Source organism: Streptomyces sp. NPDC050619, from assembly GCF_040654815.1.
Lineage (GTDB): Bacteria > Actinomycetota > Actinomycetes > Streptomycetales > Streptomycetaceae > Streptomyces.
This window is the reverse complement of record NZ_JBFAIR010000029.1, coordinates 13,578-29,127: the sequence shown is the minus strand read 5'-3', so window position 1 is coordinate 29,127 and position 15,550 is coordinate 13,578. Positions and strand designations below refer to the sequence as shown.

The 15,550-nt window shown below is 67.8% G+C and carries 15 protein-coding genes and 2 pseudogenes; 11 read left to right on the top strand and 6 right to left on the bottom strand.

Annotated features, from left to right (window positions below; genetic code table 11):
* Nucleotides 1–28: 28 nt before the first annotated feature.
* Together AB0I77_RS36960 and AB0I77_RS36955 are read right to left on the bottom strand one after the other, a co-directional pair.
* Nucleotides 29–1,777: a sulfatase gene (locus AB0I77_RS36960; RefSeq protein ID WP_363287159.1), complete on the bottom strand. Its 1,749-nt coding sequence runs from the start codon at nucleotides 1,775–1,777 to the stop codon at nucleotides 29–31.
* Between the two features lie 18 nt (nucleotides 1,778–1,795).
* Entirely contained in the window at nucleotides 1,796–2,401 is a 606-nt protein-coding gene (locus AB0I77_RS36955; protein ID WP_363287158.1) for a PadR family transcriptional regulator, read from the bottom strand.
* 93 nt (nucleotides 2,402–2,494) lie between these two features.
* On the opposite strand from AB0I77_RS36955, the gene AB0I77_RS36950 reads away from it, so the two are divergent.
* The 3 genes from AB0I77_RS36950 to AB0I77_RS36940 are packed head-to-tail and all read left to right on the top strand — an operon-like array spanning nucleotide 2,495 to nucleotide 4,365.
* A complete protein-coding gene (locus AB0I77_RS36950) occupies nucleotides 2,495–3,046 on the top strand; it encodes a DUF202 domain-containing protein (protein WP_363287157.1) in 552 nt (183 codons plus the stop codon).
* Nucleotides 3,043–3,357, top strand: a complete 315-nt coding sequence (locus tag AB0I77_RS36945) for a DUF202 domain-containing protein (protein ID WP_363287156.1) — start codon at nucleotides 3,043–3,045, stop codon at nucleotides 3,355–3,357. Before AB0I77_RS36950 ends, AB0I77_RS36945 begins: the two co-directional genes overlap by 4 nt.
* Before the next feature lie 57 nt (nucleotides 3,358–3,414).
* Complete coding sequence (locus AB0I77_RS36940; RefSeq protein ID WP_363287155.1) at nucleotides 3,415–4,365, top strand: formylglycine-generating enzyme family protein; 951 nt, start codon at nucleotides 3,415–3,417, stop codon at nucleotides 4,363–4,365.
* Between the two features lie 339 nt (nucleotides 4,366–4,704).
* Here the strand turns inward: AB0I77_RS36940 and AB0I77_RS36935 are convergent, their stop codons facing one another.
* Nucleotides 4,705–5,286, bottom strand: a complete 582-nt coding sequence (locus tag AB0I77_RS36935) for a TetR/AcrR family transcriptional regulator (RefSeq protein WP_363287154.1) — start codon at nucleotides 5,284–5,286, stop codon at nucleotides 4,705–4,707.
* A gap of 272 nt (nucleotides 5,287–5,558) precedes the next feature.
* Here AB0I77_RS36935 and AB0I77_RS36930 point away from each other — a divergent pair.
* A pseudogene (locus AB0I77_RS36930) lies at nucleotides 5,559–5,734 on the top strand ((2Fe-2S)-binding protein); the annotation flags it as partial.
* Nucleotides 5,735–5,876: 142 nt separating this feature from the next.
* Here the strand turns inward: AB0I77_RS36930 and AB0I77_RS36925 are convergent.
* Nucleotides 5,877–6,129: pseudogene (locus AB0I77_RS36925) on the bottom strand (XdhC family protein); the annotation flags it as partial.
* A 333-nt stretch (nucleotides 6,130–6,462) separates the two neighbouring features.
* On the opposite strand from AB0I77_RS36925, the gene AB0I77_RS36920 reads away from it, so the two are divergent.
* Entirely contained in the window at nucleotides 6,463–7,044 is a 582-nt protein-coding gene (locus AB0I77_RS36920; protein ID WP_363287153.1) for a TetR/AcrR family transcriptional regulator, read from the top strand.
* A 102-nt stretch (nucleotides 7,045–7,146) separates the two neighbouring features.
* On the opposite strand, the gene AB0I77_RS36915 is transcribed toward AB0I77_RS36920, so the two are convergent.
* Nucleotides 7,147–7,773 (bottom strand): NAD(P)-binding oxidoreductase, encoded by a 627-nt coding sequence (locus AB0I77_RS36915; RefSeq protein ID WP_363287152.1) that lies wholly within the window; start codon nucleotides 7,771–7,773, stop codon nucleotides 7,147–7,149.
* 839 nt (nucleotides 7,774–8,612) lie between these two features.
* Between AB0I77_RS36915 and AB0I77_RS36910 the strand changes: the two genes are divergently transcribed.
* Nucleotides 8,613–9,377: a phytanoyl-CoA dioxygenase family protein gene (locus AB0I77_RS36910; RefSeq protein WP_363287151.1), complete on the top strand. Its 765-nt coding sequence runs from the start codon at nucleotides 8,613–8,615 to the stop codon at nucleotides 9,375–9,377.
* 203 nt (nucleotides 9,378–9,580) lie between these two features.
* Nucleotides 9,581–10,057 (top strand): tautomerase family protein, encoded by a 477-nt coding sequence (locus AB0I77_RS36905; protein ID WP_363287150.1) that lies wholly within the window; start codon nucleotides 9,581–9,583, stop codon nucleotides 10,055–10,057.
* 28 nt (nucleotides 10,058–10,085) lie between these two features.
* Here the strand turns inward: AB0I77_RS36905 and AB0I77_RS36900 are convergent, their stop codons facing one another.
* Complete coding sequence (locus AB0I77_RS36900; protein WP_363287149.1) at nucleotides 10,086–10,670, bottom strand: TetR/AcrR family transcriptional regulator; 585 nt, start codon at nucleotides 10,668–10,670, stop codon at nucleotides 10,086–10,088.
* A 271-nt stretch (nucleotides 10,671–10,941) separates the two neighbouring features.
* Between AB0I77_RS36900 and AB0I77_RS36895 the strand changes: the two genes are divergently transcribed.
* The 4 genes from AB0I77_RS36895 (at nucleotide 10,942) to AB0I77_RS36880 (ending at nucleotide 15,525) form a co-directional block, all read left to right on the top strand.
* Nucleotides 10,942–11,577: a PaaI family thioesterase gene (locus tag AB0I77_RS36895; RefSeq protein ID WP_363287148.1), complete on the top strand. Its 636-nt coding sequence runs from the start codon at nucleotides 10,942–10,944 to the stop codon at nucleotides 11,575–11,577.
* A 164-nt stretch (nucleotides 11,578–11,741) separates the two neighbouring features.
* Entirely contained in the window at nucleotides 11,742–12,785 is a 1,044-nt protein-coding gene (locus tag AB0I77_RS36890; protein ID WP_363287147.1) for an AraC family transcriptional regulator, read from the top strand.
* Between the two features lie 56 nt (nucleotides 12,786–12,841).
* A complete protein-coding gene (locus AB0I77_RS36885; RefSeq protein ID WP_363287146.1) occupies nucleotides 12,842–14,383 on the top strand; it encodes an NAD(P)/FAD-dependent oxidoreductase in 1,542 nt (513 codons plus the stop codon).
* Nucleotides 14,384–14,385: 2 nt separating this feature from the next.
* Nucleotides 14,386–15,525: a serine hydrolase domain-containing protein gene (locus AB0I77_RS36880; protein WP_363287145.1), complete on the top strand. Its 1,140-nt coding sequence runs from the start codon at nucleotides 14,386–14,388 to the stop codon at nucleotides 15,523–15,525.
* Nucleotides 15,526–15,550 lie beyond the last annotated feature (25 nt).

Here is a 15,550-nt window from a genome sequence, read left to right as displayed (position 1 = left end):
GTGCTCTCAGGGAGCCATGGGGAGATGGCTACAGGCCCTGAAGACAGTCCGCGAGGGACCGCAGTGTGCCGGCGGGAATGACCGCGAACCGCGCCAGGTCGCGCAGGCTCGACTGGGCGGGGAAGGCGATGAGTTCGGTGTGCGTGAGGTCGGGGAGGTGTTTCTCGACCACTGTCCTGACGGCGGGGTCCCGCAGCAGTTCGAGGACCGGCCGATTGAGGAGACCACCGTCCGGCAGCTCCTCGGACCTCGGCATCGGCTCCGCGAGCGCGGCTGCGCGTTCCGCCTGCTCCCGGACGAGCAGGTGCCGCTCGGTGATCTCGCCGTCGTAGGGGATGCCGAGCCGTTCGAACTGGCTGCGGGGTGCGTCGCCGGCCCGCAGGAGGTCGGCCAGCAGGCGCAGCATCCGCAGCTCGGCCTCCGGGTCGTCGAGGGGGTGCTGCTGCCCGGGGTCGTTCTCCAGATCGAAGAGCAGGGTCCCGTGGCGCCAGGGATTCAGCCACCCGCCGGTGGTGGGGATCCGCATGGTGCGCAGCCCCTTGGTGAACGGGAACGGGTCGGCCGGCTCCCAGTCGGAGAGTTCCTCCACGCCGAAGCGCGCGCGCATGTGCGTCGGCATGAGCGTGTACTCCTCCAGCGGACCGTTCTCCGGAGTCGCCGTGGCGCGCATGTACACGTAACGGCCGTCCGTCACGTTCACATGACCGCCGTGGATACCGAACAGCGCGCCCTCGCGCAGCCGCCGGTCGTCGTCGAGGACGGCCGCGAGGTCGCGCCCCTGCATCTCGGGCGGGGTCTCCAGCCCGAAGTAGGGCAGCAGGGTGGGTGCGATGTCGATCGTCTGCGAGAGTGCGCCCCGGCGGGTGTCCGCGCCCCGGGTGCGCGGATCCCACATGAACATCGGCAGATGCACGAGTTCGTTGAACCACGGCATCACCGACTTCGCCCACCAGCCGTGCTCGCCGAGCAGGAAGCCGTGGTCGGTGTTGACGATCAGCAGGGTGTCGTCCCACATGTCGTGCTCGTCCATGACGTCGAGCACCCGGCCCAGTGAGTGGTCGCACATCGACACGAGCGCGGCGTACCGGCGTCGTGCGTGCTCGACCTGGTCCGTGGGCTCGCTGACCTTCTGGTAGCCGGGCCAGTCGAACTCGGGGCCGAGGTGGTCGTCCGGATAGCGGGAGGTGTACGGCTCGTGCACGAAGAAGGGCTCGTGCGGGTCAAAGAGCTCCAGTTGCAGCAGCCAGCGGTCCGCGTCCGCGTTGGTGTGCAGGAAGTGCACACCGGCGTCGACGGTAAGGGTCTGGGAGTGTTCCGCCTCGGTGGGCATGTAGGTGCGGTTGATCGCGTCCTGCCGCCGCATGGGCGGGCCTTCACCCTCGCGGTACCCGTCGACGACCCCCTTCCACGGATCGCCTTCCTGGCCACGGAAGAATTCCCAGGTGGTGTAGCGGGTGTGATAGGTCGCCCCGCCGTCCTCCCAGTAGTGCGGATGGTCCGAGACCAGGTGCGTATGGATTCCCGCGTCCCGCAGCATCTGAGGCATCGAATCGTCGAAAGGCTCCAGCGGACCCCACGAACGATGCAGGAAGTTGTGGCGACCGGTGTGCAATTCCCGGCGGGCCGGCATACAGGGCATCGATCCGGCGTAGAAGTTGTCGAACGTCACCGCCCGGGAAGCCAGCCGCGCGAAATTCGGCGCGTCCACGATCGTATCCGCGTACGGAGCGAGCATGTGCCGGTTCAGGCTGTCGAACATGAGAATGATGGCGCGCACAGGAAGTGCTTCCTTCGTTCAGTGGGCGTCGCGGAGAAGGGAGAGAAGATTCGGAGCCCCGGCACCCTCCGGAGCGTCGAGCAGCACTCGCCTCAATGTCTCCAGGTGCTCCAGATATGCGTCTATCGCCTGCGCCCCGCCCTCGTGGGCCCACTCGTCCACGAGCGTTGCCAGGTCTTCGTCGAACGGGGCGCTGGTGTCGACGGCTTGGCGGCGGTCACGGAAGCGGTAGCGGGCCACTTGTTCGCGGCGCGTCGTGAGCTCGGTGTCGATGAGACGCAGAAGCTGTTCGCGCGTCATGAATCCCGCGAAGGCGATCCGCACACCGAAATCCGGGTCCTGGTAGCGCGTCGGGGGGCTGTACGGGCCGGTGAGCCAGTCGAGGAAGACGGTCAATCCCTCGTCGGTGATCCGGTACGTCTTGGCGTCGGTGGCACCGGCTCGCTCCTGCACGGTGTGGATCACCCACCCGCTGGATTCCATTTTCCCCAGCGACCGGTAGACCTGGCTCATCTGGGTGTTTGACCGAAGAAAGCGCCCATGGGTGTCGAGGTACTTCTTCAGGTCGTACCCGGTACTGGGATGCCGGGCGAGCACACCCAGCAGAATGAATTCGAGCTTCATGCTCGCTCCTTACGGCGGCTCCGCGGGACTGTCCCTGTCCGGCGGACGATGCATGCCACAAGTGGAATGGTTAAGATGGGGAGACCATGACACATGTGGAATGCCTCCGCAAGGGTTCGGACACGGCTGAACGAGCGGCACCTGGAACGCCGCGGTCCGGGGCCAGGCGTCCCGCCGCCACCTCTACCGGTGCGCGCCCTCGGTGTGCGCGGACCCCCTTGGCCGTCCGGACCGCGGACGCAGCGAGGAAGCGACCAAGAGACACACCGACCGCGCGAGCCGCGCTCCGGCGCCGCCATACCCTGGTACGAGGAGGGCGAGGAGCCGGATTACCGTTTCTCCCTGGCCAACGAGCGCACGTTCCTCGCATGGATCAGAACCGGTATGGCCCTGCTGGCGGGCGCCGTCGCCGTCGCCCAGTTCGTCCAGCCGCTGGCGCACAGTCACGCGGGCGCGGCGCTCGGGGCCCTGCTGGCCGTGACGGGAACAGCGCTGTGCGCTTCGTCCTACGGTCGCTGGGCGCGCGTGCAGCGCGCGATGCGGCACAACCGCCCGCTGCCGATGACCCGGCTGCTGACCGCGCTGGCCTGGGGTGCGTCCCTGGCGGGCATCGCCGTACTGCTGCTGGTCTGGAGAGTACGGTGACCACCCGGCACCGTTCCGGACCGGCCTCCCACCCCGCAGGCCCGCGCGACCCCGGCCTTCAGGCGGAGCGGACCGCGCTCGCACGCCGCCGCACGGCCCTCTCGGCACTGGTGGCCGCGGCACTGGCGCTGCGCTTCGGGCTGACACATGATGCCCCGCTGGTCACCGCGGCGGGCGCCTGCCTTGTGGCGACGGCGGCCCTGACCACCAGGTCATCCGGCACCGGCCGGCACCGGCTGGGGACCGTGGCGTCCTGTGCCACGGTCGCCGGTCTCCTGGTCACTGCGCAGGTGGCACTACTCGCTCACTGACATCGCCCACCCATTCGCTCGGCACAACCTCAGGATCCACCCTCACCGTACGGAGTAATGCCGCACATGTCCCCGCACTGCTGCCCACCCGGTCGGCCCGGCGACCCGGCCGCCGCCTCCGATTCCGTCCTCGCCCCTGTGCCGGCTTCCGCAGGGAGCAGTCCCGGCGACCGTGCCTTCGCCGTACGGCTACCTGGTGGAACCTTTCTGATGGGCAGTGAGGACGCCGACGTCAACCCCGGCGACGGTGAGGGGCCGGTGCGCGCGGTCACCGTGGCCCCCTTCGCCATCGACGCCCACTGCGTGACCAACGAGCGCTTCGCCGCCTTCGTCGAAGCGACTGGTTACCGCACCGAGGCCGAACGATTCGGCTGGTCGTACGTCTTCGCCGCCTTCCTGTCGGGCGAACCGCGCCGCATCTCCCCACGCCCGAAGAGCGCCCCGTGGTGGTGCGGAGTCCAAGGGGCGTACTGGGCAGCGCCGGAAGGGCCCGGCAGCGACCTGTCCGGGCGCTCGGACCATCCCGTCGTGCACGTCTCCTGGACGGACGCGAGCACGTTCTGCCGATGGGAGGGATCGCGGCTGCCGACCGAGGCGGAGTGGGAGTACGCCGCCCGCGGTGGCCTGGAGGGCAAACGCTTCCCCTGGGGCAACGAACTCACTCCCGGCGGGGAACACCGCTGCAACATCTGGCAGGGCCGTTTCCCTTCCCGCAATACCGCGGAGGACGGCTACCTCGGCACCGCGCCTGTCACGGCGTACCAGCCCAACGGCTACGGCCTGTTCAACGTCGCCGGCAACGTATGGGAATGGTGCGCCGACTGGTGGGCCACCACCCCCGCCGGGCCGCGCCATGGCGTCGCGCGGGTCCTGCGCGGCGGCTCGTACCTATGCCACGACTCCTACTGCAACCGCTACCGAGTAGCCGCCCGCACCGCCAACAGCCCCGACAGTTCCAGCGGGAACACTGGGTTCCGCGTCGCTTGGGACACCCCTTCGTCGGCCTGATGCCGCGTCATTTGAGATCCCAGGCATCGGCGTACGAAGGAAAGGTGCCGAGGCCCGGCCGGGTGCCGCGCGTGTGCCGACTCCCGCAGCAGCGGAAGGTAGGTGAAGACGCCGAGCATCTGGCTCTCGACGCCGGTGGCGAAAGCATCGCGTCTGTCGGCGCAGGCCATCGTCTGCGGCTGGTCGAGAAGACGAGACTGCCGAGTGCCGTTTGCTCGAGACGCTGCTCGGCCAAGGAAGCTCTGGGGGATGCGGCGCTGCGTCGGCCGGGGCGCCGCAGCGCCGATGACTCTGATCGGACAACCGCCCGCTGGCAACAAGGAACGAGTCAGGGGAAACTCACGGCGTCCCAGGGGCTCCCACCCGCAGGCCATCCATCACGAGGTCCAAGAGGCGGCCGGACTGGGCCCGCCAGTCCCCGTGGTTGTCGATCTGCCAGATGCCGGCTATGGCGAGGATGAAGTCGTCGGTGTTCACGTCCGGGCGGATGGTGCCAGCTTCGTGATTGGTGTTGATCAGTAGTTTGATTGCGTCGACCACCAGGGAGTATCCCGGCTTCGCCGGGCTTCCCGTCGCGCTGATGGCCTGGCGTAGTGCGTCGGCCAGTCCGGCCCTGGCCATGGCGAAGTAGGCGAGGCGGCTCATCCACTCGCGCAGGGCCTCGTCGGGTTTCCTGCTCATCAGGAGCTGGGGCGCGCTGTCGGCGAGATGCCGCACCTCGCGGTGGTGGACCTCGAGGACGAGCGCCTCGCGGTTGGGGAAGTTGCGGTACATCGTCCCTTGCCCGACTCCCGCTTTTTTGGCGATCAGGCTGAGTGGAGCGTCCGCGAACAGGGACAGCTCGGTCAATGCCACCTCCAGGATGCGCTCGCGATTGCGTTGTGCGTCCGAGCGCTGAGGTATCTCGTTTTTCGGTTCCACTCGTCCTCCTCCCGGGCATGCCCGGCCTTCCCCTTGGTGACAGGGTGTTGACGGGATACTCGTCCGCTGCCTTCCCGTGCACCGGACTATTGTCCGCTTAGTGCGCCATAACCGGCCCTGTGCGGCCGGTGCGAATGGTCGATGACAGGTGTCGCCGGTGATCGCTCCGTCGCATGGCCTGTTGCCGACTCGGCATCCGACTCCCGACGCGCCCCTGATTCGTCTGCCTGCCGAATCGTCGCCACGGCGTGTTCCAGGAACGAGACAGAAGGATGATCACGGGCCCACCACCTTCGACGACGTCCAGGGCCATCACTGTGAACGTCGATGGCGGGAGTTACTCGCTGTCCGTCGATCACCGCACTTCCCTCCTCGAGCTCTGCGGGAGCATCCCGGCCTGACGGACACGAAGAAGGGGTGCGATCAGGGGGCGTGGGGTGCCTGCACCAGGCTGGGCTGTGACTGTCAGGTGTTCATTGGCGGACGGTTCGGCGCCGTCGCCATGCCGTAGGGTGCCGACGAAGAAGACGGCTGAGCCGGGTGGCGTGACGGTCTTCACCCGGGCGTCGTCGGTCGGTTCGCGGTCGCCCGGAGTCCTCGTCGCTGTAGCCGACCCGTTCGGCGACACTCCCGCCCTCGTCCTGGAGTGCACGCGCAGAGGTCATGCACGGCTCCTTCCAAGCGGCCGCCGGAGGCCGATCCGACGCCATTGCCGTCGCGGTCCATGGCGAGGGCGGCTCCGAGTCGCCATGGTGCGCTGCAGCTGCCGCCGCCAACCGTGGCCGCGGCGAACTCTCTGGCCTCTTCGAGCCATCGACTCAACTTTTGGGCGATATCAAGCACTTGGACTCTCCGCAGGCAGCACACGATCGGGGCGGACGGGCGGATGGCGTCGAAGGAGGTCGGGGCGTGCCGGACTGTATGGCGAGTACCGCCGCGCCCACGGTTTCGATCTCGCCGGTTCCTTGACCCTGGCGGGGCGCCGGGGCCGGGCCCATCCACCCGTGCGCCTTGATGGCCTGACCGAATGCCGGTCGCGTGCCACCGGCCGCTCGCCTCGACTGCGGCTGGCGCTATGGTGGGCCTAAGTGGACCGATGTCCACTACCCAAGAATGTACCGGACAGCTATCCGGTTGCCAAGGGGCTGTGGGGGTGTGAGCCCGGAAGGAGGGGGAGTGGAGTCCAAGAACGGCGGACCTCAGCGCTCGGACGCACAGCGCAATCGGGAGCGGATTCTGGAGGTGGCGCTGGCCGAGTTGTCGCGTGCTGTGGATGTCCCGCTGAGTCTGATCGCCAAGAAGGCGGGGGTTGGGCAGGGCACGTTCTATCGAAACTTTCCCAACCGTGAAGCGCTCGTCCTGGAGGTCTACGGCCACGAGGTGCGACTGCTCACGGACGCTGCGACAGAACTGCTCAAAACCCGGACGCCCGACCAGGCCCTGCGTGCATGGCTGGACCAACTCGCCCGCTTCGCCGTCGCCAAGGCCGGCTTGTCGGACGCGATGCGTCAGATCGTCGGTACGACGGACGGCCCGGCGCAGCCGGGATACGCGCCGGTGATCGCGGCGATCGAAGCATTGGTCGCGGCCAATCACGAGGCCGGCACCATCCGTCCGGGGCTGACCGTTGACGACTTCGTCCTGGTCATCGCCGGCATCTGGCAGATCGATGCCCGTGGGGACTGGCAGACCCAGAGCACTCGGCTCCTGGACCTTGTCATGGACGGGCTGCGCGCGGGAGCGCCACGGCGAGGGTGACGCTCGGGAGGCCGAGATCCGTGGGATCGGGCCAGTCGCGGTCGCGGGCGGATTCCCCTGCCTTGACTTCCTCACCCTCGTTCACGAGGGAGGAAGTCATGGTCAGTCCGTGATGACGGCGTTGCGGTGGATCCATTCGGGGCTGTGGGCCGCCTTGTACATGAAGTCGGCGACGTCCGCTCGGCTGATCGTCGGGTTGCCCTTCATCGGCAGACGCTCGCCGACGAGGTAACTGCTCTTGGCGGGGCCCTTGGTCAGCATGGTCGGGTAGACCAGCGTCCAGTCCAGGCCGCTGGAGCGGATCGCCCTCTCGGAGATCTCCTTGTTCGCGTAGATGTTCCGCAGCAACGTGCGGTAAATGACTTTCTGTGCGGCACTCGCCGACCGGTAGGTGTCGCCCACGCCGAAGGACGACAGCCATACCAGGCGGGAGACGCCCATTTCCTTGGCCGCGCCGACCACGGCCGCCGCGGCGCGGGTGAACAGGTCGTCGGCGCGCACGGATGTGCTCCTGCCGAGGGCCGAGATGACGATATCCTGCCCGATCATGGCCTTCGCGACATCGTTGTGCGAGGTGGCGTCTCCGCCGACCACGGTGACCTGATCCGCCAGGTCCTCCAGCGCTTCCGGCCTGCGCGCCAGGACTGTGACCGTGTCGCCGGACTGGAGGGCCAGGTCGACGACATGGCGACCGGTGGGGCCGGTCGCACCGAGGATGAGCAGATTCATGGCGACGAACCTTCCTTCCATGTGCGGTGGGTCCAGGCGGCGAGCGCGAGGTTCGGTGTGCGGGGTGCGTCGACGTCCCGCTCGGCAGGTCGCCGCGGTGGAGGGGCGCGGGAGAGTGGCCGCATGTCGCAGTCTTCCGGGGTCCCTGACCTCTGACCCCCGACCTCTGGACTTCGAGGGTTGGTGATGGTTGATGCGTGGGGCCGTCGGCGGTCGCGTCTTGACGGTCGTTCCGGCCGTGCGATCGACGTTCGGCGGAGGATCCTGTGACGGCGTGAGTCGACTGCTGAAGGCCGGGAGTCGAGGCGGGGTTCAGGGCTCAAGACGGGCTGTCACCCTTGCCGTCCGGACAGCTGTCCACTAAAGTTTTCACTGGAGGTGGACAGTTGTCCGCTTTGCTCTGTCGTTGCGGCATGACCGTGTGTGGCGGCGCCGTGCTCCTGTCCATCACTCCCGCCCACACGGCAGCGCGGCCGGATCGTTTCATGGCTGACCACTGCCGGACGACCGGCCGTGCAGGGAGCGCGAGTGCCGACATCTGAACCAGTGGCCCCCAGTCGCGTGAGCCCGGGCAGCCCGGCCGGGCGGGGATGTCGGCCTCCGTTCCCGCCGCGGGATCCACCGGCGCCGACCCGGCCGAGCGACCAGATTTGGGCCTTCGTCCCTGGAGCCGTGGTTCTGACTTCACCACCGTCCTTACCAAGGAGCACAGCGTCATGTCTCAATCGCCCGATCTACCGGATCCCGGCCAGAGCCGTGTGGACACCATTGACTCGCTCGACGGTCTCCATGCCGACCTGGCTCGACGGCACAGGGCCACGGTAAGCAGTGGAGCCACAGTGTCCGCCGCCGTTGTCGACGCCGACCTCGCCGCCCTGGAACGCGACGGATACGTCATCCTGGACAACCTGCTCACCGAAACCGAGTGCGAGGACGTCCGGGCAGCCGTGACGCCCCTGCTGGACAGGACAGGTCGGAACACTTTCGAGGGCCGGCTGACCCAGCGCGTCTACAGCGTCCTGAACAAGACCCGAGCCTGTGACCGCATGGTCGACCATCCGAGAGTGCTGGCCCTGCTGGACCGGCTGCTCCTGCCCAACTACCTGCTCTCCCAACTCCAGGTCATCAACATCCAACCCGGCGAGGACGCCCAGTTGCTGCACCACGACGATGGCATGTACCCCGTGCCCCGTCCCCGGCCGCCACTGAGCGCGGCCACGGTGTGGGCCATCGACGCCTTCACCGAGGAGAACGGCGCCACAGTGGTCCTGCCGGGTACGAACCGCTGGGGCGACCGTCAACCAGCTGACGGCGACACCCGGGTGAAGGCCGTCATGTCACCGGGCTCCTGCGTCTTCTTCGTCGGCACTCTGTGGCATGGGGGCGGCGCCAATGCGTCCGCCGATGCCCGCCTGGCCGTCACTGCCCAGTACTGCGAGCCATGGCTCCGGCCGCAGGAGGCGTTCACTCTGTCGACCACCCGCGACACGGTCCGCGTGGTGTCCGAGGACATCCGCCGGATGCTCGGCTACAGCATCCATCCGCCCTTCCTCGGAATGGTCGACGGCATGCACCCCAAGCGCCTGCTCGACGGCCGCCCCTGAAGGCTCATCACCCGAGTGTTCTGCTCCGCTCCGAGGAGCACGCTCGGACCTGCCCGCACAAGCCGGTCGAGGTCATGCGGCTCCGTGCATGGCGAGGCGGTGGCTCGTGCGAACGCCTGTCGTCGAGCCAAGGCTCGATATGACAGTCGTTATAGGCGGGTGTACTCTGCTGCTCTCTATAACGACCGTCATAGGAGGATGCCGTGACCATCATCACCGTGAACGCACCGAAGGGGCGCCTGAGCCTTGAGCAGCGCCGTGAGCTGGCCGAGACACTGACGGACGCGGTGCTGGTACCCGAGGTGGGGCAGCGTGCTCCCGCCGCCCGGCCCGGGTTCCAGGTGCACTTCGTCGAGCGCGAGCGGGACATGATGGCCATCGGCGGCCGGCTCCTGGCGGACGCCGACCCGGAGCTCGACGTGATGGCGATCGACCTCGCAGTCATGGATGCCGCCTGGCAGTCGGATGTGCGGGCCGAGGTCATCGAGCGCGTCCTGGCCGCACTGGCGGCGGCCTGTGGACTGGAGAAGCCGTCACCGGCGTGGTGGGTCAACTTCCGTGTGATCGACGAGGGCAGCTGGGGGTCGTCCGGCGGCGTGCTGTCCATCCTGTCGCTCCTTGAGAGCGGGGTGTTCACGGAGGAGAGGGTCAAGGCGGTCCGTGCCGCGCTCGGTGCCTGAAGGCCGGAGTCGTAAAGGGTGGCTTCGATCAGTCCTTGATGGTGGCGAGGATGAGTGCCTGCAACTGCTCCGCGGTGTCGTCGAGCGGCTGGGTGCTGCGCTTGGCGCGGCACATGGCGACGGTTCCCTCGACGGCCGCGACGATGAGCGTCGCGAGCTGTGCCGCCTGTTCGCGATCGGCGCCGTGCTCGCGCAGCGAGGTGGCCAGCAGGCTCTCCCATTCGGTGAAGACGTCGGCGGCGGCCGCGAGGGCAGCGGGTGTCTCGTCGGTGGCAGGTTCCTCGATGGAGACGGCGAGGACGGGGCAGCCGGCCCGGAAGTCACTGTCGACGACGATCTTGCGCCACAGGGCGAGGAAGGCCCGCAGGCCGGCGACCGGACCCGCCTCCAGTGCCTTGCGCAGGCTGCGCGCGGTCCATGCGCCCGTGTAGCGGACGGCTTCCGTGGCCAACTGCTGCTTGCCCTCGGGGAAGTAGTGGTACGTCGAGCCGAGTGGCGCCCGGGCGTGCTTGGCCATCTCTCGGATGCTCGTCGCGTTCAGCCCGCGGCGGCTGATCATGTCGGCGGCTCCGGCGACGATGCGCTCGCGTGCCGTCGGGGTGGGCTTGGTCACGTACGTGATCCCTTCTGGCTTCGCTGGCTATAACAGTTGTCATAGTCTAGCGTGATCGTCGTCTATAGCGACTGTCATAGTCCGGAGTGTCGTCGAACGAAACGAAGAGAGGTACGTCTTATGTCGATGCCGATGATCCGTCTAACGGCCCCGGCCGATGTGCTGACCGATGTCTGACCGCACTCACAGCTCGCCCCACCCCACCGCACCGAGAAACCCGAGGCGCGCCTCCCTCACCGACACGTCGGCCACCGACGCCGACACTCCACCTGTGCGAGCTACGGACGAGGATCTGGAACACCAGAAAGCGGCCATCACTCGCCTCGGCCGCGAACTGCGCGCTTTGGTGGAGGCCACGGTTCGCACCGCCGACTCCCCGGAGACCCTCCACCGCGTGGCAGATGACGTACGTCGGGTCACCGGCCGACTGACGGGACGGCGGCGCGCGCGGGCGGAGATCCCCGAGGTGGACGAGTTCCCCGGGGGGACACGGATCTACAGCCCGGTCGTCGGAGCCGGCAGCCCGCTGGCACCGCCCGTGCACATCACGCCCACCGAAGACGGCCTTGCCGGCCACTGCACCCTGGGCATCGCCCACGCAGGCCCGCCCGGCTACGGCCACGGCGGCATGAGCGCCATGCTCCTGGACGAACTCATGGGGCGCACCTGCACGGCAGCCGGAATGGCCGGCCTGACCGTCTCCCTGCAGATGCGCTACCACCGGCCCGTCCCGCTGGAGACACCCCTGCAGATCCTCGCTCGCGTCACCGGCACGGACAACCGCAAGGTCTTCGTGGCCGGATCGATCACTACTCTGACGGACCACACCACAGACCTGGTCACAGCTGAGGGTGTCTTCGTCGCACCCGATCCTCACCGGACACGCGCCCTGTTCCCCGACCTGTGAATGGACGGCGAGCGAACGCTTCTCGCGGACGAGGCGGCGGACGTGGGCATGTTTCACACGCCCGGGCGGCTTCCTGCCGACTTGCGGACGGTCCCCCCACGTAATCGGTGGACGGGCCGGGCTGACGAAGCCCGCGGGCCTGGCGATGGAGAGCTGGTTGGCGTATGCAGATGGAGATCCGGGCCGCTGCAATCCGGGGTATCGATCGATTGATCGACGATCTCGGGGGTGACGGGGCGAGACTGTTGGCCGAGTTCGGTGTTTCGCCCAGGGATCTGGATTCCGAGGACGGACTGTTGCCGACGGCGACGGCCGGGCGAATCCTGCGCATCGCGGCGAAGAAATTGAACTGTCCGGATCTTGGGTTGCGTTTGGCCGCTTATCAGGACATGTCGATGCTCGGCCCGTTGGCTTTGGCGGTCGGCAACTGCGACACGGTCGGCGAAGGGCTGGACTGTGCGTCCCGATTCCTGTTCGTGCACAACCAGGCTATTCGTCTGTCGCGTGAGCCTGATCCTGAGCGCTATGCGGGGGTGGGGGCAGTCGAATACCGGATGCTGCATCCAGATATTCCGTATGAGCCCCAGACCATCGACGCGGGCCTGGGGCAACTGCATCGTATTCTCATCACGATGAGCGGCGGATACGAACTCCTCGGGGTCTATATGCCCCATCCACCGCTGACGGACGAGTCGGCGTACGCCAAGTTCTTCGGCGCGCCGGTCCGGTTCAACGCCGGCCAGGCCCTGCTGCGGGTGCCGACGAAGCTCTTCACCCAGCCGATGTCGACCCCGGTGAATCCCGAACTGCGGCGCATGGTCGTGGAGTACTTGGAGTCGCACTACACCGACCCCCGCGACAGTGTCTCGACCATGGTGCGGTCGGCGGTCAGTCGTGCGCTGGGTACGGTTCCCGCGCGGATCGACATGGTCGCGCAGTGGCTGCACATGCATCCGCGTACGTTGCAGCGGCGACTGGCGGAAGAGGGCAGCTCGTTCCAGGCGATCCTCGACGACGTACGTAAGAACTCGGCCCACCGCTTGCTGACGGGGACCGATATGCCGTTCTCTCAGGTCGCGTCATTGGTGGAGTTGGCCGGACAGGCGGCGCTCACGCGCGCGGCCCGCCGATGGTTCGGCAGAACCCCCACGCAGGTCCGTCGTGACGCCAAGATCGGACCTGCACCAAACGGTGTCGCGCGGAGTTAAATTTTTGTCGCCCAAGGTTAAGCAGAGGGTCTGGAACGTCCCGATACTCGGGTGCCATGACGAGTTCCGCACACCCTTCTCCGCTGCCTGATCACGTCGAAGTCGTGATCGTCGGCGCGGGAATCTCCGGTATCGACGCCGCGTACCGAGTGCAGTCGCAGTGTCCCGATCGCTCGTACGCCGTGCTGGAGGCCCGTGAATCCCTGGGCGGGACGTGGGACCTGTTCCGGTATCCCGGAGTCCGCGCCGACTCCGATATCTACACGCTCAGTTTTCCGTTCCAGCCGTGGACCGGCGGGAATTCCATGGCCGACGGAGGCGAGATCCTCGACTACCTGCGGCGCACCGTCGAGCAGTTCGGTATCGACCGCCATGTCCATTGCGGCACCAAGGTGGTGGAGGCGGACTGGTGCAGTGAGACGGCTCGCTGGACGGTGACCATCGAGCGGACCGGAGGCGAGGACGGGCCTCAGCGGTCCACTGTGACGTGCTCGTTCCTTTTCACATGTACTGGCTACTACGACTACGAGCGCGGACATGACCCGCAGTTCCCGGGAGTTGAGTCGTTCACCGGCACGGTGGTGCATCCGCAGTTCTGGCCCGACGAACTCGACTACGCCGGCAAGCGTGTTGTTGTGATCGGCAGCGGCGCGACCGCGATCACGGTGGTCCCCGCGATGGCGCGCGACGCGGCGAAGGTGACCATGCTGCAGCGCACGCCCACATGGGTCAGTTCGCTGCCGCGCCGGGACCGGTTCGCCGACAAGCTTCGGAGGCGTCTGCCCGCCGGGTTGGCGCATCGGGTCATCCGGGCTCGGAACGCCGCCTACGCCAACGGGTTCTACCACTACTGCCGGCGGTTCCCGGACCGGGCGCGGACGTTGCTGACGACAGCCGCCACACGGCGGATCGGCGAGGACGCGGTGCGTGAGCACTTCACGCCGCCTTACGCGCCGTGGGACCAACGGGTGTGCGTCACGGCCGACGCGGACCTGTTCAAGGCGATCAAGCGCGCGGAAGTCGACGTGGTCACCGATCACATCGACGCCTTCGTAGCCGAGGGCATTCAGCTGCGGTCGGGGGCGGTGCTACCGGCTGACATCGTGGTGACGGCGACCGGGCTGCGCATGCTGGCGCTGGGCCACATCGACGTGAGCGTCGACGGCAAGCTGGTCGAGCCCGCGCGTCACATGCTGTGGCGGGGCGCCATGCTGAGCGACGTGCCGAACTTCGCGCTCTGCTTCGGCTACGTCAACCTGTCCTGGACGATGCGGGCGGATCTCACCGCGCGACTGGTGTGCCGGATCCTCAACCACATGCGCCGCGCGGACCTCGCGGTGGTCACCGTACCCGCGGAGCCCGGGGTGCGCGAGAAGCCCATGATCGAGCTGGCGTCGAGCTACGTCCAGCGGGGCGTGGCCACCTTCCCCCGGCAGGGCGACCGCAGCCCGTGGCGGATGCACCAGACCTATCCGTTGGACGCTGCCGACGTCGCACGCGCGAATCTCCGCCGCGAGCTGCGCGGAGTGCCCCGTGCGGCGTTCGTACTGCTCGATGGCGGCTCGGCGGCCGGTGACGATCGCCGACTGGGAGGCTGACCGTGGCACACCTGGACGGCGTGTGTGACCCACGCTTCGCGGAGATGGGCGCACGGCTCTCCGAGAGCCTCGACTCGGGCGAGGAACTCGGCGCCTCGATCGCCGTCGCCATCGACGGAGAACCGGTGGTCGACCTGTGGGGCGGATGGACCGACCCGAGCCGTACCGTGCCGTGGCAGCGCGACACGATCACGAATGTCTGGTCGTGTACGAAAACGGTCACGTCCCTGGCGGCGTTGCTGCTGGTCGAGCGGGGACTGCTGGACGTCGACGCCCCAGTGGCCCGGTACTGGCCGGAGTTCGCAGCCCAGGGCAAGGAGAGTGTGCTGGTCCGGCACCTGTTGTCCCACATTTCCGGTGTCTCGGGGTGGGAGCGGCCGGTGACCGTCGCGGACGTCTGCGACGTGCCGACGGCGACGGCCAGGCTGGCCGCGCAGGCGCCGTGGTGGCCCCCGGGGACGGCCTCGGGGTATCACCTGCTGAACTACGGGCACATGGTGGGCGAGTTGATCCGGCGGATCGACGGGCGGACACTGGGCCGGTTCGTCGCGGAGGAGATCGCCGGTCCGTTGGACGCCGACTTCCACATCGGCTTGCCGGACTCCGAATTCGGCAGGGTCGCCGATGTCGTTCCGCCGCCGCCGTTCCGGTCGACGGACCTCGCCGGCGCCGATCCGGACGGCGTGTGGATGAAGACCTTCACCGGCCCTCTGGGCACGGCGGACGAGTCGTGGACTCCCGAATGGCGTCGCGCCGAGATCGGCGCCGCCAACGGCCACGGCAATGCCCGGTCGCTCGCCAGAATCCACTCGGTCGTCGCCTGCGGCGGCGCGCTCGACGGTGTACGGCTGCTGTCGCCGCAAACCATCGAGCTGATCTTCAGTCAGCAGTCCGACGGCCCGGATCTGGTGCTGGGGGCGCATCTGCGATTCGGTATCGGTTACGCCCTGCCTTCGCCCGCGGTGCCGTATCTCCCCCGTGGACGGATCTGTTTCTGGACGGGATGGGGCGGATCGGTGGTCGTGATCGACACCGAACGCCGGGCCACGATCTCCTACGTCATGAACAAGATGGGCCCCGGGCTGCTCGGCAGCGACCGCACGATTCAGTACGTCAGCGCAGCTTTCGCGGCGCTGGAATAGCAAAAGACGACCGATCAGTGGTCAG